Source organism: Microbacterium sp. NPDC086615 (assembly GCF_040686055.1).
Taxonomy (GTDB): Bacteria; Actinomycetota; Actinomycetes; order Actinomycetales; family Microbacteriaceae; genus Microbacterium.
The window spans coordinates 24,912-43,837 of record NZ_JBFBJJ010000003.1 but is presented as its reverse complement, the minus strand read 5'-3'; the positions used below and the strand labels follow the sequence as shown (position 1 = coordinate 43,837).

The 18,926-nt window shown below is 70.5% G+C and carries 18 protein-coding genes; 5 read left to right on the top strand and 13 right to left on the bottom strand.

Going from position 1 to position 18,926, the window contains the following annotated elements; genetic code table 11:
- Positions 1 to 144 precede the first annotated feature (144 nt).
- From AB0O24_RS04330 to AB0O24_RS04320, 3 genes are read right to left on the bottom strand one after another with little or no spacing between them, the layout of a single operon-like run.
- Complete coding sequence (locus AB0O24_RS04330) at positions 145 to 1,020, bottom strand: DUF5996 family protein (protein ID WP_275801017.1); 876 nt, start codon at positions 1,018 to 1,020, stop codon at positions 145 to 147.
- Positions 1,017 to 1,382: a UBP-type zinc finger domain-containing protein gene (locus AB0O24_RS04325; RefSeq protein ID WP_275801016.1), complete on the bottom strand. Its 366-nt coding sequence runs from the start codon at positions 1,380 to 1,382 to the stop codon at positions 1,017 to 1,019. Before AB0O24_RS04325 ends, AB0O24_RS04330 begins: the two co-directional genes overlap by 4 nt.
- Complete coding sequence (locus tag AB0O24_RS04320) at positions 1,382 to 2,098, bottom strand: alpha/beta hydrolase (RefSeq protein ID WP_363372813.1); 717 nt, start codon at positions 2,096 to 2,098, stop codon at positions 1,382 to 1,384. The genes AB0O24_RS04325 and AB0O24_RS04320 overlap by 1 nt, the downstream gene beginning before the upstream one ends.
- A gap of 180 nt (positions 2,099 to 2,278) precedes the next feature.
- Between AB0O24_RS04320 and AB0O24_RS04315 the strand changes: the two genes are divergently transcribed.
- On the top strand, positions 2,279 to 3,265 hold the full coding sequence (locus tag AB0O24_RS04315) for a DJ-1/PfpI family protein (RefSeq protein WP_363372810.1): 987 nt from the start codon (positions 2,279 to 2,281) through the stop codon (positions 3,263 to 3,265).
- A 220-nt stretch (positions 3,266 to 3,485) separates the two neighbouring features.
- Here the strand turns inward: AB0O24_RS04315 and AB0O24_RS04310 are convergent, their stop codons facing one another.
- Entirely contained in the window at positions 3,486 to 4,331 is an 846-nt protein-coding gene (locus AB0O24_RS04310; protein ID WP_363372808.1) for a helix-turn-helix transcriptional regulator, read from the bottom strand.
- A gap of 143 nt (positions 4,332 to 4,474) precedes the next feature.
- Between AB0O24_RS04310 and AB0O24_RS04305 the strand changes: the two genes are divergently transcribed.
- The 3 genes from AB0O24_RS04305 to AB0O24_RS04295 all read left to right on the top strand — a co-directional run bounded on the left by AB0O24_RS04305 (position 4,475) and on the right by AB0O24_RS04295 (position 6,453).
- The gene (locus tag AB0O24_RS04305) at positions 4,475 to 5,074 is read left to right on the top strand and encodes a TetR/AcrR family transcriptional regulator (RefSeq protein ID WP_275801011.1); all 600 of its coding nucleotides are present in this window, start codon (positions 4,475 to 4,477) and stop codon (positions 5,072 to 5,074) included.
- A 66-nt stretch (positions 5,075 to 5,140) separates the two neighbouring features.
- The gene (locus AB0O24_RS04300; RefSeq protein WP_275801010.1) at positions 5,141 to 5,734 is read left to right on the top strand and encodes a molybdopterin-dependent oxidoreductase; all 594 of its coding nucleotides are present in this window, start codon (positions 5,141 to 5,143) and stop codon (positions 5,732 to 5,734) included.
- Positions 5,731 to 6,453: an FAD-binding oxidoreductase gene (locus AB0O24_RS04295; protein WP_275801009.1), complete on the top strand. Its 723-nt coding sequence runs from the start codon at positions 5,731 to 5,733 to the stop codon at positions 6,451 to 6,453. Before AB0O24_RS04300 ends, AB0O24_RS04295 begins: the two co-directional genes overlap by 4 nt.
- Before the next feature lie 137 nt (positions 6,454 to 6,590).
- On the opposite strand, the gene AB0O24_RS04290 is transcribed toward AB0O24_RS04295, so the two are convergent.
- From AB0O24_RS04290 to AB0O24_RS04260, 7 genes are all read right to left on the bottom strand, one after another.
- Entirely contained in the window at positions 6,591 to 7,628 is a 1,038-nt protein-coding gene (locus AB0O24_RS04290; protein WP_363372803.1) for a helix-turn-helix domain-containing protein, read from the bottom strand.
- A gap of 150 nt (positions 7,629 to 7,778) precedes the next feature.
- Positions 7,779 to 8,615: an alpha/beta hydrolase gene (locus AB0O24_RS04285; protein WP_363372801.1), complete on the bottom strand. Its 837-nt coding sequence runs from the start codon at positions 8,613 to 8,615 to the stop codon at positions 7,779 to 7,781.
- Positions 8,616 to 9,204: 589 nt separating this feature from the next.
- On the bottom strand, positions 9,205 to 11,433 hold the full coding sequence (yicI, locus tag AB0O24_RS04280; protein ID WP_363372799.1) for an alpha-xylosidase: 2,229 nt from the start codon (positions 11,431 to 11,433) through the stop codon (positions 9,205 to 9,207).
- Positions 11,433 to 12,350 carry a carbohydrate ABC transporter permease gene (locus AB0O24_RS04275; RefSeq protein WP_363372797.1) on the bottom strand — a complete coding sequence of 306 codons (918 nt, stop codon included), beginning with the start codon at positions 12,348 to 12,350 and terminating at the stop codon, positions 11,433 to 11,435. Before AB0O24_RS04275 ends, yicI begins: the two co-directional genes overlap by 1 nt.
- Entirely contained in the window at positions 12,350 to 13,312 is a 963-nt protein-coding gene (locus tag AB0O24_RS04270) for a sugar ABC transporter permease (protein WP_363372794.1), read from the bottom strand. Before AB0O24_RS04270 ends, AB0O24_RS04275 begins: the two co-directional genes overlap by 1 nt.
- A 59-nt stretch (positions 13,313 to 13,371) precedes the next feature.
- Positions 13,372 to 14,694: an extracellular solute-binding protein gene (locus AB0O24_RS04265; RefSeq protein ID WP_363372791.1), complete on the bottom strand. Its 1,323-nt coding sequence runs from the start codon at positions 14,692 to 14,694 to the stop codon at positions 13,372 to 13,374.
- 137 nt (positions 14,695 to 14,831) lie between these two features.
- The gene (locus AB0O24_RS04260) at positions 14,832 to 15,848 is read right to left on the bottom strand and encodes a LacI family DNA-binding transcriptional regulator (RefSeq protein WP_275801877.1); all 1,017 of its coding nucleotides are present in this window, start codon (positions 15,846 to 15,848) and stop codon (positions 14,832 to 14,834) included.
- Positions 15,849 to 16,453: 605 nt separating this feature from the next.
- Here AB0O24_RS04260 and AB0O24_RS04255 point away from each other — a divergent pair.
- Positions 16,454 to 16,846: a hypothetical protein gene (locus tag AB0O24_RS04255; RefSeq protein WP_363372788.1), complete on the top strand. Its 393-nt coding sequence runs from the start codon at positions 16,454 to 16,456 to the stop codon at positions 16,844 to 16,846.
- A 62-nt stretch (positions 16,847 to 16,908) separates the two neighbouring features.
- On the opposite strand, the gene AB0O24_RS04250 is transcribed toward AB0O24_RS04255, so the two are convergent.
- Positions 16,909 to 17,565, bottom strand: coding sequence for a HEAT repeat domain-containing protein (locus AB0O24_RS04250; protein ID WP_363372785.1), 657 nt, complete (start codon positions 17,563 to 17,565; stop codon positions 16,909 to 16,911).
- A gap of 146 nt (positions 17,566 to 17,711) precedes the next feature.
- Positions 17,712 to 18,866: a DUF697 domain-containing protein gene (locus AB0O24_RS04245; RefSeq protein WP_307384001.1), complete on the bottom strand. Its 1,155-nt coding sequence runs from the start codon at positions 18,864 to 18,866 to the stop codon at positions 17,712 to 17,714.
- Positions 18,867 to 18,926: the final 60 nt, after the last annotated feature.

Genomic DNA, 18,926 nt, shown 5'->3' with positions numbered 1-18,926 from the left:
GTGGCGGGTGGGGGCCGAAGCCCCCTTCTCGGGCTGATCACGCGCACCCGCGTGTCGGGCGGAGGAGATTCCGGGAGCGGAGGATCGAGCCCGCGGCATCCGTCCTCCCGTCACCGCATTTCCTCCCCTCGCCTCCCTCGCCCCTCAGGGCCACCCACCCCTCTCCGCCGCCGCCCGCGCCGTCGCGCGCAGGAACTCCTGCACGAGCGCGTCGGGATCGGACGCCGTCCGCACCCGCTCGGCCGGCAGCAGGAACTCTCCGAGCCCTTCGCTGAAGAACGCCTCCGACGGCACGACCGCCGACGCGAACCCCGCCGGAACGGGGTACCCGTACGAGGAGAACGCCCCCTCGTCACCGCCGCCGGGCCAGAAGCCCGCACTGCTCAGCTCGTCGGAGTAGCTCTCGCGCATCACCTCGTCGGGGCAGTGCGGCACGCCTCCCGGGTGCACCGGGGCCGGACGGCCCGAGAACCGCGTGACCGCGAGGTCGAGCGCTCCCCAGAAGAAGTGGACCGGGCTGCATTTGCCTCGGAATCCGGCGCGAAACGCCTCGAGCTGCCGCTGCGCGTAGACCAGCTGCCGCCAGAACGCGTGCGCGTGCTCGGGCTCGTACGTCGCGTGCACGGTGTCAGTGGCGAACGGCAGCGCCACCTCGACCTCGTTGGGCCATGCGTGGATCTCGGCGCGCACCCCCAGCTCGCCGAGCGCTCCGAGAATGGCGGCGTAGAAGTCCGCGACCGAGAGCCCCGCGAGGGGCAGCGCGATCTCGCGTCCGTCACTGCACCGGATGCCGAGCCGGTGCGCGATCAGATCGAACTCGATGTCGAGCAGGCCGCCGCGGGCATCGAAGGCCCCGGTGCTCAGTCCGCGCGCCGAGACACGCAGCGTCGCGTGCCAGTAGTGGTTGACCGGAGGCGACGAGACCATGCGGATCTTGCCCACGATCTGCAGCCACATGTGCAGCGTGTCCCGGGTGGCCTGCCAATCGGCCACCGCGAGGCGCGGGAACGGCTCGGTCATTCGTCTCCTCGGCGAGCGGCGAGCTGCTCCTCCCAATCCGCGGGGAGCCGCTCCTCCGGCCCCGGGACCGTCTGGTCGACGGGGTGGGTCGTCGGCGGGGCGAGCGGGGGGCCGTGCACGACCGCCGAGGTCTCGTAGTCCCACCACCACACCTCCCCCGGCTCGAAGCTCTGGATGTACCGGTGCCCCGTCGCGTGGAAGTGGGCCGTCGCGTGCCGGTTCAACGACGAGTCGCAGCAGCCGACGTGTCCGCACGCGGCGCACCGGCGCAGGTGCACCCACCAGCTTCCGCTCGCGTCGCACTCCTGGCATCCGGTCCCGCTCGGGGGGACGCCCCGGTCGATCTGCTCGGCCGTGGTCATCAGGCGAGCTCGGCGACGGCGTCCGTGATGACCTTCACGACCTCGGCGGGGTGGCTCTGCATCACGAGGTGCGGCGCGTCGAGTTCGATGACCGACCGCAGCCCCGCGCGCTGGTAGCCGAAGCGCTCGACGTCGGGGTTGATCGTGTGGTCGGCGCTCGAGACGACGCCCCAGGCGGGCTTCGTCTTCCAGGCCGCGACCGGCGCGTTCTCGCCGAACGCGAGGGCGGCGAGCGGCCGCTGCGACACGGCGAGGACCTCGGCCCGTTCGAGCGGCACACCGCGCGCGAAGACCTCGGGGAACGCGGCGACCTCGACCGACACATCGGTTCCCGGCTCACCCCCCTCGACCGGGAACGGCGTGTAGACGAGGTGCTGCGCAAGGTCGGAATCGGGGAAGCCGCCCTGCAACTGCCCGAGGCTCTCACCCTCTTCGAGCGCGTAGCCCGAGACGTAGACGAGACCCACGACGTTCTCGGCGACGCCCGCCACGGTGATCACGGCCCCGCCGTACGAGTGCCCGGCGAGGAGCACCGGTCCCTCGATCTGCTCTACGACCGAGCGGATGTACGCCGCATCGCCGATCAGGCTGCGGTTCGGCACGGCGGGAACCCGCACGGTGTACCCCTGGTCGAGCAGCGTGCGGGTCACGGGGGCCCAGCTCGCGGCATCCGCGAAGGCTCCATGGACGAGGACGATCGTGGGTTGTTCGGACATCGGATGCCACTCCTCTCGTCGCGGCCGAGTCGCCGCGAGTGGGTGCCCACGCTAGGCAGCGCGGCACCGGGGCGGCAGGGGCATTCGTCGAGAATCGCGCTCGACAGATGTCGAAAGCGGGTCCCCGTCGGGACGGGATCGGTGACAGGCTGGAGGGAGGGTCGAGACGGGGAGCAGCGGATGACGGGACAACGACGTCGAGTCGGGATTCTGCTGTTCGACGGGGTCAAGGCGCTCGATTTCGTGGGGCCGGCCGAAGTGTTCTCCGAGACGAACCTGACGACGGATGCCTACGAGCTCCGGTTCTACTCGCCCACCGGCGCCGATGTCACGGCGTTCATGGGCCTGCGGATCGGCGTCGACGGCGCCGCGTCCGAGAGCGGGCCGCTCGACACGGTGATCATCCCGGGGAGCGAACGCGCACCGGGCGTGTTCGACAACCCCGACCTGCAGCGGGCGATCACCGACCTCGCGCGCCAGGCGCGACGCATCGCGTCGATCTGCAGCGGCGCGTTCGGTCTCGCCGCCACGGGCCTCCTCGACGGTCACCCCGCGACGACGCACTGGAAATTCGCCGACGCGCTGGCCAGCCGCTACCCGAGGGTCGCGGTCGACTCCGAGCGCATCTTCACCAAGCAGGGTGACATCTACACCTCGGCGGGGGTGGCCGCGGGTATCGACCTCGCGCTCTCACTGGTCGAAGACGACCTCGGCGCCGAGGTCGCGCGCAGCGTCGCCCAGCACCTTCTCGTGTACATGCGCCGCTCCGGCGGGCAGTCGCAGTTCTCCGCGGCGCTGAAGATGCCGGCCCCGCGCACGAGCATCGCCCGCGCGGTCGCCGACTACGTCTCCGACGATCCGACCCGGCCGACGAGCGTCACCGAGCTCGCGGCGCACGTGAACGTCAGTCCGCGGCACCTCACCCGCGTCATCCGCGACGAGCTGGGCGTCACTCCGGCCGCCTACATCGCGTCGCTGCGGTTGGAGCTCGCGGTCAACCTGCTCGAGTCGGGGGTCTCGATCGCACAGTCGGCCGCCGCGGCGGGCTTCGGCTCGCCCGCGGCCCTGCGCCGCGCTTTCCTCGCGCGCTACCGCGTGACGCCGTCGGGGTATCAGCAGCGGTTCCGCTCGACGGTCGCGCCGCAGGCCGAGGAGCTGTCGGCGTAGATCGGCCACAGCGGGCGTCCGCGTCGGGCGGAGCGGGGACGAGCGGAGGATCAGGGGCGAGGGGAGGATCAGGCGCGGACTGTCGCCCTTCCTCCGTCCCTGACCCTCCGCTCGTCACGCGCTCCGCCCATCACGCGCTCAGGCCGGCACGCGGTCCGACGCTCACGCCCTCCGCTCGTCACGCGCCGGCCCTCACGCCGCTCGTCACGCGCCCCGGCCCTCACGCGCTCGGCTCGACGCGCGGCTCCCGCCCGTACGCCCTCCGCACCAGGTCGCGCAGAGCCTCCACTCCAGGAGTGTTCGGTTCGGCGAAGAACTGGGTCATCGTGCAGCCTCGGGATGCAGGGATCGCCAACGTCTCGCTGCGCAGCCCCACCCACCCGTGGGACTCGATGTACACGAGCGGCCACGAGCTCGTGTGCGGTCGCACCTCGCACCGCTGCCACAGCTCGACGAAGCGCGGATCGGTGGCGCTGAGCGTGTCGACGATGTGCCGCAACCGGGGACTGCGCGGGTCCGCGTGATACCGCAGCGACGCGACGAGGTTGCTCGCAGTTCGGCGCCAGTGCGACTCCGAGTGCGGGTCGGGATAGTGCTCGAACACCGACAGCACGAGGTTGAGTCCCGGGCGCAGACCCCCGGGCGCGAGCAGACGGCCCGCTTCGTTGACCCCGATGACGTCGAGGGTGCCGTTCGACAGGTACGCCGGCGTCTCGGGGTGCAGGTCGAGCAACTCCCGGATGCCCGCGGGGACCTCGTCGCTGACGGCCGGCGCCTCGTGCCCCGCCGACAGGTTCGCGACGCGGTGCAGGTGCTCGTCGCCGTACACGTCGAGGAGGAGCGCGCGGCTGAGGGCGCTGAGCACCTCTGCCGAGGGGCGGTGGCCCCGCCCCTGCTCGAGGCGCAGGTAGTAGTCGGCGCTGATCCCGGCGAGCTCGGCCACCTCGGTGCGACGCAGGCCCCGGACGCGGCGGCGCGACGAGTCCGACAGCCCGACCTGCGCGGGCGTGAGCGACTCGCGTCGGTCGCGCAGGAACTCGGCCAGCGGGCCACTCGAGGTCGTCACGCGCATCCTCCGCCGAGTAATGGAACGGTCGCTCCAATTCTCCGCGCGGCGCCGTCCGACCGTGCGACGCAAACGGACACGATTGCGCGAGAACCGGACGTGCCCGTTGAAGAGGGCGGGGGTGCAACGGGTACCGTGGCCGCGTGGGTCGACCCCGGCGATACGACGAAGATCAGCTCCTGGATGCCGCGCAGGAGCTGTTCTGGTCGCGCGGGTACGACCGCACCTCGATGGAAGACGTGGCCGTGGCATCCGGAGTCGGCACCAGCAGCCTGTACGCGGCCTACGCGAGCAAGCTCGGGCTGTTCCTCTGCGTCTTCCGCCGGTACTGCGAGGGGCGCGTGACGTTCGTGGCCGAGGCGACCTCCGCGCCCAGCACCGACCTGGCGGTGGTCGCCGGGCAGTTCCTCCAGCGCGTCGTCGATGAGTGCGGCTCGTCCGCGGATCGACGCGGATGCCTCATGCTCAACACGATCGTCGAGCTCGGCGATCGCTTCCCCGAGGTGCTCGACATCTCCACGGCGACGACCGCGCGAATGGAGCGCGTGCTCGCGGAGACGTTCCTCCGCACCGCGGCGGAGCACGATCTGATCCTGGATGCCGACGAGGCCGCCGCCCATGCCGAGCGCACGGTCCTCGCATCCCAGGGGCTCGTCCAGCTGAGTCGCCTCCGCGTCCCGCACGAGCGTCTCGCGGCTCTCGCCGCGCACTCGGCCCGCGCCTCGGTGTGGCAGGGCGCCTGACCCGTCCGTCATTTGTCGAAGCCGGGTGTCGGACCCCGCGAGTAGGGTCGGGGCCAGGGAGGCGTCATGGCCGAATTCAGCAGGGGTTTCGGGGCCCGCCGACGCGCCTCCGACCCGCAGCTCCCCCCGGGGCAGTACCTCACCGACGACTTCCCCGTGCTGTCCGCGGGCCCGACCCCTCGCATCCGACTCGACGACTGGCAGTTCGCGATCCGCACCGAGACGGGCGCGACGACGACCTGGACGTGGGATGAGATCCACGAGCTGCCGATCGAGGACGTGCACACCGACATCCACTGCGTGACCCGGTGGTCGAAGTTCGGCACCTCGTGGCGCGGGGTCTCGGTCGACACGCTGCTGGCCGACATCGACAGCGCCGCGCCCTCGGTGATGGCGCACTCGTACGGCGGCTACACGACGAACGTGCCCGTGAAAGACCTGATGGGCGGCAAGGCGTGGGTCGTCTTCGAGTTCGACGGCAAGCCCCTCGCCCCCGAGCACGGCGGGCCCGCGCGCCTGCTCGTCCCGCACCTCTACTTCTGGAAGAGCGCGAAGTGGGTCCGCGGCCTCGTCCTGCAACCGCGCGACGACCCCGGCTTCTGGGAGCAGAACGGCTACAACATGCACGGCGATCCGTGGCGCGAAGAGCGGTACTGGTGACGGCGACGCCCTGGCTGCCCGCCCACGTCGAGTCGGTGACCCGCCTCACCGCCCACGCCCGCTCGCTCGTGCTCGACGTCCCGGGCTGGACCGGGAGCCTGCCCGGTCAGCACCTCGACATCCGCCTCACCGCCGAAGACGGCTACCAGGCCGAGCGCTCGTACTCGATCGCGAGCTTCGGTCCCGGCGAGCGCGTCGAGCTCGCGGTCGACGAGGTCGACGGCGGCGAGGTCTCGCCCTACCTCGTCGAGGAGGTGCGTCCCGGCGACTTCCTAGAGGTGAAGGGTCCACTGGGCCAGTACTTCGTCTGGCGCGAGAGCGACCCCTCGCCCGTGCAGCTCATCGCCGGCGGCTCCGGCATCGTCCCGCTCCTCTCGATCGCCCGGGCGCGCGCGGCCGCGGGCACCGCCCAGCCCTTCCGGTTGCTGTACTCGGTGCGTTCGGCACCGGATGCCATGTACGCCGACGAGATCGACCGACTCGGGGCCCTCGGCATCCCGACCGAATGGATCCACACGCGTCTCGCCCCGCCCGGATCGCCGCGCGCCGCGGGCCGCGTCTCGATGGCCGAGCTCGAGCGCCTGACGATCCCGCCCGCGGAGCGGCCTCTCATCTTCATCTGCGGACCGACCGCGTTCGTCGAGGCCACGGCCGATGCGGTCGTCGCCGTCGGCCATCCGCCGCTGCGCGTGCGGACGGAGCGTTTCGGCGGGGCGTAGCAGGATCGGGCCTGGCGATCGCCTCGGCCGTGGTCAGCGGAGGGCGAGGGACGCAGGGAGGACGGATGCCGCGACACAGCCCTCCGCTCGCCCCACGCCCTCCGCTCACCCCGCACTGCGTCGCGACGGCGACCGCGTCACGCCCGCAGCAACCCCTCCTCGCGCAGCGGGATCACCGGCGCCTCGACCGCTTCCTCCTCCCACAGCCGCAGGAGCTTGAGCGCGAGGTGCAGGGTGGTCCGCTGCAGGCCGTCCGCGAGAGCCGCGCGCACCGATTCAGGCAGGTGGTCGAGCCGGTAGTACAGCGTCGTGCGGTGGATGTGCAGCCTCTCGCAGGCCACGGGCACACGGCCGGCGGCATCCAGGTACGCCTCCACCGTCTCGCGCGGCGTCGGATCGTCGAGGGCCAGCAGGTCGAAGGCGGCCGGGCAGGCCTGGTGCAGCAGGGGACGCGAGCGCGGCACCGTGTGCATGAGCGCCCACCCACCGAGGTCTTCGGCGCGCACCGACACGACCTGGTCGGGCAGGGTCGCGCGCAGCCGCGCGGAGGCGATCGCCCGCTCGACGGCGGCGTCGATGTCGGTCTCGTCGGCGCCGCACGTCGCCATTCCGAGACCCCGGGGCACGACCCCGTGCACGGCGGCCTCTCGGGAGACGGCATCCGTCAGCTCGTCGATGTCGCGCACGGGCGCGGCGAGGAAGACGGCGGATCCCTCGCGGATGCCGACGAAGTGCACCGCTCCGTGCAGGGTGAGCGCGAGGCGCCGACCGAATGCCGTGACCGCGAGCTCGCGGGCGGGGTCGAGCCGGATCACGAGCACATCGAGATCGTCGGCCCGACCGTCGATCCACCGCCGGGCGCGCACCTCGCCGAGAGCGTCACGACGGGTCTGGCCATCGGCATCCATCAGTCGGATGAGCACCGCGTCACGCGACGCGGCCAGGCCCGCCCCGAGGTCGAGCAGGTACGCCGCCGCGTCGATCACCGCCCACTCGAACGGGCCGAGCTCGCTCTGCACGGCACCGACGATGCGCAGGTAGGCCGCTCCCCGACCGAACGGGACGTCGACGCACACGGCCTCGCGGTCGGCGACCGCCGGATACGTCGTCTCGCGCAGACGTACCCGGCGGCCGAGCATGGTCGAGAGTTGGTCCACGATCTGCGGCGGATACATCCCGACTCCTCGCGTGCGTTCCGGTGGGGGTCCTCACACGCTACGTCGGCGAGGCCCGCGGCAGCGTGGCCCTCTCGCACACACGGTACCGCTCCCACGACGCGCGAGAGGCGCACCCCGATCCCCCGGAATGCGCCTCTCGTCAGGGCTTCACGACTGGATGAACGCCAGGATGTCGGGGTTGATCACATCGGCGTGCGTGGTGAGCATGCCGTGCGGGTAGCCCTCGTAGATCTTCAGCGTCGAGTTGGCGAGCATCTCGTGCTGGCGGAGCGCCGCGGCCTTGTACGGCACGACCTGGTCGTCGTCGCCCTGCAGCACGAGCACGGGCACGGTGATGGCTCGGAGGTCGGCTTCCTGGTCGGTCTCGGAGAACGCCTTGATGCCCTCGTAGTGCGCGACGGCGCTGCCCGTCATGCCCTGGCGCCACCAGTTGTCGATGACCGGCTGCGAGGGGGTGACGCCCTCGCGGTTGAATCCGTAGAAGGGTCCGGATGCCACGGCCTCGAAGAATTCTGCACGGTTGGCCGCGAGCGCCTCACGGAACCCGTCGAACACCGACAGCGGGGTGCCCTCGGGGTTGTCGTCGCGCTGCAGCATGAGCGGGGGGACGGCCGCGACCAGGACGGCCTTGGCGACACGCCCCTGGGGCTCGCCGTGCTTCGCGACGTAGCGGGCGACCTGGCCGCCGCCGGTGGAGTGGCCGATGTGTACGGCGTTGCGCAGGTCGAGGTGCTCGACCACGGCGCTGACGTCGCTGGCGTAGTGGTCCATGTCGTGGCCCGTGCCGATCTGCGACGAGCGTCCGTGACCGCGACGGTCGCTCGCGATCACGTGGAAGCCCTTGCCGAGGAAGTAGAGCATCTGCGCGTCCCAGTCGTCGGACGACAGGGGCCAGCCGTGGTGGAACACGATCGGCTGCGCCTCGGGGTTGCCCCAGTCCTTGTAGTAGATCTCTGCGCCATCTTCGGTGGTCACGAATGCCATGACGTTGCCCGCTTCCTTGTCTCGACGAGTTCGCCACGAACGTGGCTCGACCACTCAACTCCGCGGCTCCCGCGCGAGCATCAGACGTTCGTCGAGAACCGCGGGCGCCCGGCGAGCGGAGGAGATCCCGAGACGGGAGGACGAGGGCCGCGGCATCCTTCCTCCCCTCCCGGAATCCCCTCCGCGGCCGGTCCTGCGTGATCCACGGAGGACGAGGGACGCACGGAGGACGACCCCGAGGCACCGGTCCTCCCTTGGTCCGTCGCCCTCCCCCGGTCACGCGCCAGGTCCCGGAGCCCCACCCAGCTCCCTGAGCCCCACCCCGCTCCCGGAGCCCCACCCAGGTCCCTGAGCCCCACCCAGGTCCCTGAGCCCCACCCAGGTCCCTGAGCCCCACCCAGGTCCCTGAGCCTGTCGAAGGGACCGGAAGCTTCGACAAGCTCAGCCCCCTCCCCCGCACCCCGGTCGCGCACGCACGTCCCTGACCCCACCCCAGGTCCCTGAGCCTGTCGAAGGGACCGGGAGCTTCGACAAGCTCAGCCCCCTCCGCCCGCAGCCGCGCCCCCGCGACGCCGCGCCCCCGCGACCCCTACTCCGTCACCTCAGCCCGATCCACCCGGAACGTCTCGCTCCGCCCGTCCGGCGCCGTCACCGTGACTTCGGCCACCCCCGAGCCGCCGGGGAACACCCGCAGCGACAGCCCGTCGAGGTAGTCGTAGTCGGGCCGGTCCTCGCGCGCGCCCCACGGCAGCACGGCCCCCGGCCGCACGTACAGGGGCAGCGAATCGAAGCCGTGCGTCTCGCGACGCCACCCGCCGCCGACCACCCGCTCCCCGGTGAGCAGGTGCGTCCACTCCCCCTCCGGCAGGTAGAACGACACCTCACCGGATGCCGAGAACACCGGCGCCACGAGAAGATCGCCGCCGAGCATGTACTGGCGGTCGAGGTACAGGGTCGTGGGGTCGTCGGGGAACTCGAGCGCCATCGGCCGCATCACCGGAACGCCCGTGGCCGCAGCCTCCCGTGCCGCCGCGTACAGATACGGCATCAGCCGCAGCTTCAGGCGCGAGAACAGGCGCGTGACGTCGACCGCCTCCTCGTCGAACGCCCATGGCACCCGATACGAGTCCGAGCCGTGGAAGCGGCTGTGCGACGACAGCATCCCGTAGGCGATCCAGCGCTTGAACACGGCCGGGTCGGGCGTGCCCTCGAAGCCGCCGATGTCGTGGCTCCAGAACGAGAAGCCGCTCCACGCGAGCGACAGGCCGCCACGGAGCGTCTCCGCCATCGACGCGAACGTCGACGAGTTGTCACCGCCCCAGTGCACCGGCATCGTCTGCCCGCCCGCCGTGGCCGAGCGCGCGAAGAGCACGGCTTCGCCGGCGCCCCGCTCGTCCACCAGCACCTCGTGCACCGCGGCGTTGTACAGCTGCGCGTACAGGTTGTGCATGCGCTCGGGGTCGGTGCCGTCGAAGTAGACGACGTCGGTGGGGATCCGCTCGCCGAAGTCGGTCTTGAAGCAGTCCACGCCCTGCGCGATGAGACGCCGCAGGTGCGACTGGTACCAGCGCACGGCATCCGGGTTCGTGAAGTCGACGAGCGCCATGCCCGGCGTCCACAGGTCCCACTGCCACGGCGTCCCGTCGGGTCGGCGCACGAAGTAGCCGTTCGCGACCCCGTCCGCGAACAGCACCGAACGCTGTGCGATGTAGGGGTTGATCCACACCGACACCCGCAGGCCCCGGTCGTGGAGGCGCTGGAGCATGGCATCCGGATCCGGGAAGACCCGGTCGTCCCAGGTGAAGTCGGTCCAGGAGAACTCGCGCATCCAGAAGCAGTCGAAGTGGAACACCGACAGCGGCAGGTCGCGCTCGGCCATACCGTCGATGAACGACGTGACGGTCTGCTCGTCGTAGTCGGTCGTGAACGACGTGGTGAGCCACGTGCCGAACGACCACGCCGGCACGATCGGCGGGCGGCCGGTGAGCGCGGTGTAGCGCTCGAGCACGTCCTTCGGGGTGGGGCCGGCGATGACGAAGTACTCCAGCGCTTCACCCGAGACCGAGAACTGCACGCGCTCGACGTTCTCGGACGCGACCTCGAACGACACGTGTCCCGGGTCGTTGACGAGCACGCCGTACCCGCCCGACGAGACGTAGAACGGCACGCTCTTGTAGGCCTGCTCGCTCGAGGTGCCGCCGTCGGCGTTCCAGATCTCGACGGTCTGACCGTTCTTCACGACCGGCCCGAAGCGTTCGCCGAGCCCGTAGACCGTCTCGCCGACGCCGAGGTCGAGCTGTTCGTGGATGAAGTGACGGGATGCCGGGATGCCGGTGTCCGCACCTCGGTTCGAGATCACGCCGGCGTCGACGTTGGCATCCGCCGCGAGACTCACCCGCCCGAGAGACCGGTGCCCGCTGCCGGTCACGCGCTGCCCGTCGAGCTCGAAGGAGAGGTCCCACGGCGCGCCCGGCGCGATGCGCGCGACGAGCCGCCCCGCGCTCAGGGTGCCGGCCTCGACATCGACGTCGCCGCCGCCGCCGACGGCCCCCGGCAGCGCGAACCCGCGTCCGCGGCCGGCTCCGTCGTGGTGCACGATCCGCACCCGCACGACCCCCTCGAGCGGCGACGACAGCGTCACGGTCAGGAGCGTCCGGTTGAGCACATCGCCGCGCTTCGCGATGACCTTCGTCGGCGCGTGCACGACGAGCCCCGGTCCGTCCGGGGTGTCGTCGGTCCGGCTGATGTCGTAGGCCTCGGCCGCGTAGTCGACGGTCACGCCGTGACGCATGAGCCAGAAACCATCGGTGAACTTCATTACTTGACTGCTCCTGCCGTGATGCCGCGTGTCAGCGTGCGTTGGAAGATGAGGAAGAAGATGAGCGTCGGGATGATGCCGAGCAGCGCCGACGCGCTGATGGTGGTGACGTCCATGAGACGGTCGCCCTGCAGGACGCTGATCGCGACCGGCACGGTCTGGTTGTCGTTGGATGCCAGGAACGTCAGCGGGATGAGGAACTCGTTCCACGTCCAGATGAAGAAGAAGATGAGCAGCACCGCGAGGGTCGGGCGGCTGATCGGGAAGATCACGCGCCAGAGGATCTGCCAGCGGGTCGCGCCGTCGATCGCGGCAGCCTCGAGGATCTCGCGCGGGAACGTGCCGTACACCGACGACAGCAGGTAGGTGCCGAACGCCGCCTGCACCACGGTGAAGACGATGATGACCGACAGGACGTTGTCGTACAGGCCGACCGACTTGAACATGTAGTACAGCGGGTACAGCAGCGCCTCCTGTGGGAGCAGGTTCGCCATGAGGAACAGCAGCACGATGCCGGTGCGGCCGCGCACCCGGCCGATGCCGATCGCGAAGGCGTTGAGCACCGAGATGAGCACCGCGAGCACCGCGACGACACCCGAGATGAGGATCGAGTTGCCGACCTTGCGCGGGAAGTCGACGCGGTTCCAGAAGTCGACGATCCCGCCGAAGTCCAGCTGCTGCGGCAGCGCGAGCGGCCCCGAGGTCGCGTAGTCGAGCGGCGACTTGAACGAGTTCACGAGCACGAGGTAGAACGGCGCGAGCACGAGCAGCGCGCCGACGACGACGAGCGCGAGCAGCAGCCAGTCGACCGGGCGACGGCGGGTCATGCCGCCGCGGCCGCCGCGACCCGGGCCACCGGCGCGGCGCCGCGGCGGGCGTTCGGCGGCGGTCGTGGTGAGAACGGATGCCGAGGCCATCAGAGTCCCGCCCTTTCCTTGCGTTCGAGCGAGCCCTGCACGCGGATGAACACGATCGACACGATGACGACGACGATCGTGAGCACCGTGGCGATCGTCGCGCCGTAGCCGACGTTCCGCTTGGTGAAGAACTCGAGGTAGGCGTAGTACGCGGGCACGATCGTGGAGCCCGCGGGGCCGCCCTGCGTGATGACGTAGACCGGACCGAAGACCTTCAGCGCCGCGATCGTGCACGTGAGGGTCACGACGAAGATCTCGGGGCGGATGATGCTCATCGTGATCGCGGTGAAGCGCTGGAACCAGTTCGCCCCGTCGAGCTCGGCGGCCTCGTACAGCTCGGGGTCGACGCGTTGGAGGGCCGCCATGAACACCACGACGGGGTAGCCGATCTGCACCCAGACGAGCACGACCATCAGCACGATCAGCGCCGAGGGCATCTGCCCGAGCCAGTCGTACGACGGCAGCCCGAGGCTCGCGAGGATCTGGTTGAGCGCGCCGGTCTCGCCGGGCCGGACGATCCAGCCGATGACGATGCCGGCCACCGCGATGGGGAGGATCTGCGGCAGGTAGTAGGTCGCGCGGAGGAAGCTGCCGACCTTGCCTCCGAACTTGCGCCCCACCACGTCGAAGAGGAGGGCGGCGACGGTGAGGCCGACGACCGTCGGGACGACGACCATCGCGAGGATCATCCACACCGAGTTGACGAACGAGGTCCAGAAGTCCTCGTCGGCGAGGAGCTTCGACCAGTTCTCGAGACCGATGAACTCGGGGTCGCCGACGCCGCGCCACTTCGTGAAGGTGAGGAAGACGTTCCACACCAGCGGGATGATCACGATCACCAGCAGCAGCACGAAACCGGGCAGCAGGTAGAGCCAGTAGCCGGCGGTGCCACCGCGGCGCTGGGGGATGGCCGGCTGTTCGGGTGGCAGGGCCACGCGCGCCGGGCGGGTCAGAAGGGCCATGTGCGGGTCTTTCGAATCGGAAGAGGTGGGGGCGGCGGGATGCGCCGCCCCCACCGGGGTCAGCGGAAGTCCGCGGTGCCCTCGTCGTACTTCTTCCCGAGGTTGGCGTTGGTGGTCGCGGGGTCCTGCGTCCCGGTCACCAGGCCCTGCAGCTCCTGGACGAGCACGTCGTAGAAGCCGGGGGCGGGCCAGTCCGGGTAGAACGACAGCCCGTCGTCGGCCAGGATGCCGTTGAACGTGTCGATCAGCTCCTTGCTCTTGGCATCCGTGATGTCGGCGGTGTCGGCCGCGACGGGAACGCCGCCGTTGTTGCCGATGATCGCCTGGATCTCGGGGCTCATCGTGATGTCGATGAACTGGTACGCGAGGTCCTTGTTCTTCGAGCGCTCCGGGACGACCCAGAGGTTGCCCGACGATCCGAGCGACAGCTTCGAGCTCGGGAAGGTCGCGAGCGACCAGTCGAAGCCCGCCTCCTCGGTGAATCGGCCGTACCACCACGAGCCCGAGACGAAGATCGGCGAGGTGCCGTTGATGAATGAGACGCCCGCGTCCTCGGCCTTGACCGACGAGACGTCCTTGGCGATGTAGCCCTTGTCGACGTACTCCTTGAGCGTCTCGGAGGCGTAATCGACCTCGGAGCCGTTCCAGTCGACGGGGTTCTTGTACAGCTGGTAGTCGTCGACCCACGAGCGGTCGGCCTTCGTGAGCGCGAGCTGGTACCAGAGCTGGCCGAGCGGGTACTCGGCGCCGGCCTCGGCGAGCGGCGTGATGCCCTTCGCGACGAACGCGTCGAGCGCCTTCACGAACTCGTCGTAGGTGGTCGGCACCTCGATGCCCGCCGCTTTGAAGGCGTCGAGGTTGTAGTAGACGCCGACGAACTCGCCGTAGTTCGGCACGCCGTACCAGGTGTCGCCGCCCATGACGCCGTCGGACGAGTACTTCGCGGTGGTCTGCAGCGACGGGGCGAGCTTGGCATCCCATCCGTACTCGCTGACGGCGACGCCGATGTCGGCGATCAGGCCGGTGCTGGCGAGGAAGCCGGCGGTCGCGTTGCCCTTGTTGAACTCCATGAGGTCGGGGGCGGCGTCGGTGTCGAGCACCTGGCTCGCGGTCTTCTGGATCTGCTCGAAGGACTTCTCCTCGACCTTGACCGTCGCGCCCGTCTTCTCCTCGAAGATCGGGATGGCCGCGTTCCAGGCCTTCGCCATGGCGCTGTCGGCACCCTCGTAATGCCAGAGCGTGAGGGTCTTGCCCGCACCGTCGGTGGATCCGGCGTCGCCGCCTCCCCCGCTGCAGGCCGAGAGGGTGAGGGCGGCGACGGCGATGGAGCCGACGGCCGCGAGGGCTCCGGTCGCGCGTCGTTGAGCGTTCGTGCGTGCCATCGTTGGCACTCCTTTCACTGTGTTCCGCTGGTTTAGGTGGGTCCGCTAGCGGGGGCGGATGCGCTGCGTGCCCGGCGTCAAAATCGTCGAAGCGCTTCGATGATGGGCAAGCAGAGCGAGATGTGGAGTTGGGAGGGTCAGGCGCAGGGAGCCGCGGCCACGGAGCCGCGCTCGAGATAGGTCGGGGCGATGAGATGGAGACCGGATGCCACGGGCCGACCGGCGATCAGCTCGATGGCGAGATCGACGGCGAGTTCGCACGAGCTCTGCGGCACGAGCGGGATCGAGTCGATCGGGGTGGGCTGGGCGTCGGTGTCGAAGCTGCTGCCGACCGACACGATCGACACGTCGCCCGGAACGCTCTTGCCGAGGGCCGCGAGCTCGACGAGTACGACCTGGAGCACCTCTTCGGGCGCGTGCAGCACGATCCCGGTGATACCCGCCTCGACGAACGCCCGCACCGCGCGACGCACCTGGCTGCGATCGGTGACGACGGGACCGGATGCCACCGACGTGGCGCTCATCCTCCGCTCGGTCGCGCGCTCCGACAGGGCGGCGCGCACGCGAGAGGGGAAGTTCGACTTCTCGTACGCGCGCTCCGATCCGCCGATGAGGCCGATCGCGCGGTGTCCCGCGTCGGCGAGCCGGTCGACGGCCTCGATCGTCGCACGCTCGAAGTCGAGGTCGACGCAGACGAGGTCGTCGTGGTCGTTGGGAATGCCGACGAAGATCGTCGGGGTCGCGCTCGCACGGGCGATCTCGACCCGCGCGTCGTCGGGGGCGACGTCGAGCACGAGGATGGCATCCACGAGTCCGCTCTGCGCGACCCGCTTCATGCCGGCCGAGGCGTCTTCGTCGGTGAGCAGGAGCATGTCGTACTCCTTGCGGCGCGCGGCCACGGTCATCGCGTGCATGAACGACATGTGGCTCGGGGCGTGCGAGTCGGCGCGCAGCGGTTCCGACAGCGCGAAGATGTTCGTCTGGCTGCCGGCGAGCATGCGCGCACCCGCGTTCGGGCTGTAGCCGAGTTCGCGCACGGCGTCTTGGATGCGGAGGCGGGTCTCGGCCGAGACCGGACGCTTGCCGCTGAGCGCGTAGGAGACGGTGCTGATCGATACGCCCGCAGCCCGGGCGACCTCGTCGATCTTGACCATAGCGACTCCTTCGTGGCTGTCGAAGCGCTTCTCGGAAGCGCTTCGATGGCAAACGTAGATCAGGTCGCCGGGGAGCGCAAGAGTTAAGTTGGCGATCGCAACAAAATGGGCGCCCGGGCTCGCGCCGCGACGCGTGACGAGCGGAGGGCCTGGGACGGACGGAGGGCGCTCCCGCTGCATCCCTCCTCCCCTCGCCCCTCACCCTCCCCCGGTCACGCACCGCGAAGGAAGGCGGTGCCGAGCGGAGGACCAGGGGCCCGCGGAGGACGAACCCGCCGCATCCCTCCTCCCCTCGCCCCTCGCCCTCCCCCGGTCACGCGCCGGGCGGAGGAAGGCGGTGGCGAGCGGAGGAGAAACCGGCACGGGAGGACGAGCGCCGCGGCATCCCCCCTCCCCTCCCCGAATCTCCTCCCCCCCAAGGCAAGGACGACCGGATGCCACGGGCCTCGGCGGCATCAAGACCGCCGACGTCGTGGGGCTCACGGCGAGCGGCGTCGCGCTCCTCCGCGCGGGGGCCGCGGGGGTGCCGCGCGTCTGACGCGCGCCCGCGCTCCGGGATAGCCTGACCACTCGGCATCCGACGAACTTCACCCCGAGGACGACCCATGAGCGGAAACGCTGCACCCATGCCGCCCGAGAAGCTCGCGCGCCGGACGCGAATCCTCACCCCCTTCTTCGCCGCGGTCTTCGCGGCGGTGGGTGTCGCTCTCACGGGATTCGGCCTCGCGTCGCCGCCGATGCTCGCCGCCGGGATCACGGAGATCCTGCTCAGCGTGCTCCTCGTGGTCGCCGTCTTCGTCGCGTCGCCGGTCGTGCGATGGGTGGGCCTCGCGGTCGCCGGGGCGGGTGCCGCCACAGCGGCGGTGCTCGCCGTGACGACGCTGCCGAACGATCTCGGGATCGCCGCAACCCTTCTGCTGGGCATCTTCGCGATGCTCGGCCTGACCTGGTTCATCCTGCACAGCTCTGCCCGCGCTGCACACCCGCTCCGCGCCTGAGGTACCCGGGGCTCGAGGCCTCGACCCGCTCGCGCACGCGCCGCCGCACGCGAGAGCGCGGCTCAGTCCCGCGGAAGCGCCCGCTTCGCGACCACGCGCCGCGCCTCGACGGCCGCCTCGGCGAAGTCGGTGTCGGGGTCGCCCATCACGATCGCCGTCGCCCGTGCGTGCGCGCTGATGACGTCGTACGGAGACACCGTCGCGCGCTCGATGGCCCCCTCTGCGCGGAAACCGATGGCCGCGAACGCACGGCTCAAGCTCCGCTGGGTCTCGTGGTCGCCGCGCCCGAACTGGGTGGCGAGCTCGTCGGCGAGGTCTTCCTGCGCTCCTTCGGGAACGAGACCGGATGCCGTCCGCCAGGCCGCCCGCGCCACCTCGGGGTGCGGATCGCGCAGCACCGCGGGCGTGATGACCGAGAACGCGATCGGGTCGCCGATCTTCGAGAGGGTGTGCAGCGCCTGGCTCCGCGCCTGCGGAATCTCGGACGTCACCTCGGGCAGCAGCACCTCGACCGCGCGCGACGGGTCGTGCCGGGTGAGGGCCCAGGTCAGCATGTCGCGGACGAAGAAGTCCGGCTCGACCGCGCACCGCGCCACGAGCTCGACGATGTAGCTGTCATCGGGTCGTGTGCCGGCGGCGAGCGCGGCTTCGAGGCGCGCGGACGCGTCCGGGTGCGCGAGCGCTGCACGCAGCCGATCGGACGGGGCGGATTCGGTCATGATGGTCCCTTCGCTCCTCCCAGCGTGGCACGCCGCAAAAGACCCGGGGCCGGTGCGACGACTCTCCCAGCGAGGGCGAATTCGACGCCCGACCAGGGCGGGACGGATGCCGCCGGCCTCCGCCCGCGACACGGTCGGGCGCGCGGCTACCGCCGGACCGCCCGCTGCTCGATCAGCTTGCGGACGACGTCGGCGAAGTGCGGCGCGTACTTCGCCCACTCCTTATCGAGCTTCGCGACGTCGATCTTGCCCGTGTGGATGAGTTCGCACAGCTTCATCCAGCTCTCTCCCGTCGCCGCGGTGAGCGCGCCGGCCACCCCCGCGTTCACGACGACACCGGCGCCCGGGATGAGCTTGAGGAAGCTCGTCGCCAGCGCGCGCCCGGCGACCTGTACGCCGAACTGCGCGAGCGCACCGGCCGAGAGCATCGTCTTGAACTCGAGGTCGTAGATCGTCGCGATCCGCCCCATCATCGTCAGCTGGATCGGCGCCAGCGTGACAGCGTCCGTGACAGGGAGGGGAACCGACGCCGCTCCCGCGGCGGCCGCGGTGGCGGCGGCGATGACGGGCCGCGCCATCTCGCGCTTCCAGGGGAGGTTGAGACGCTGCGCGATGCGAAAGGCGTCCTTGTCGCTCTCGGGGGCGAGCGCCAGGGTCTCCGTGACAAGGTCACCGAGGCCGTGCCCCTTGCCCTTCCCGTGCCGGTCGCGGGTGGAGGTCAGGATCACGCGGCGATACGGCACGTGCAGCGGCTGGCCGGTGGCATCCACGGGTTCGTGCAACCAGTCGACGAACGCCTGGAGGTCTTTCGCGATCCCGCGCTGCCCGGTGATGGGGTTCTTGATCCAGTCGACCTTGGTGAGCACGAGGATGACGGGGAGCCCCCGCGCGTCGAGCTCACGGATCATCGCGATGTCGGCGGGCGTGAGCCGGTCGTCGTTGGCTTTCACGCAGTACCAGACGACCGAGATCTGGTGGTCGCCCGGGTGCGCCGCGATCGCGTCGAGGTGACCGCGCAGCTGCTGGTCGGGCGGGACGGGTGAGCCGATCTCGAAGCCCTCGACGTCCCAGATCCCGAGGGACTCGTCGTGGTAGAACTGCACGCCCCGCGTGACCGGGAGGCCCTTCCCGACCTTCGCCCAGTCGCGCCCGAAGACGGCGTTGACGAGCGAGGACTTCCCCACGCCGGAGCTGCCGACGATTGCGAGGTTGAACCGCCCGTAGCGCGACCGCGCTTCCGACGACGCGTCGACGAACGCTTTCTCGTCGAACGCGGGTTTCCTCGGGTCTTTCTTCGCCATCGCGCTCCTCGTTTCGCCTCGCCCCGTCAGTGTCGCATTCGTGGCGGCCGCGGAGCCGCC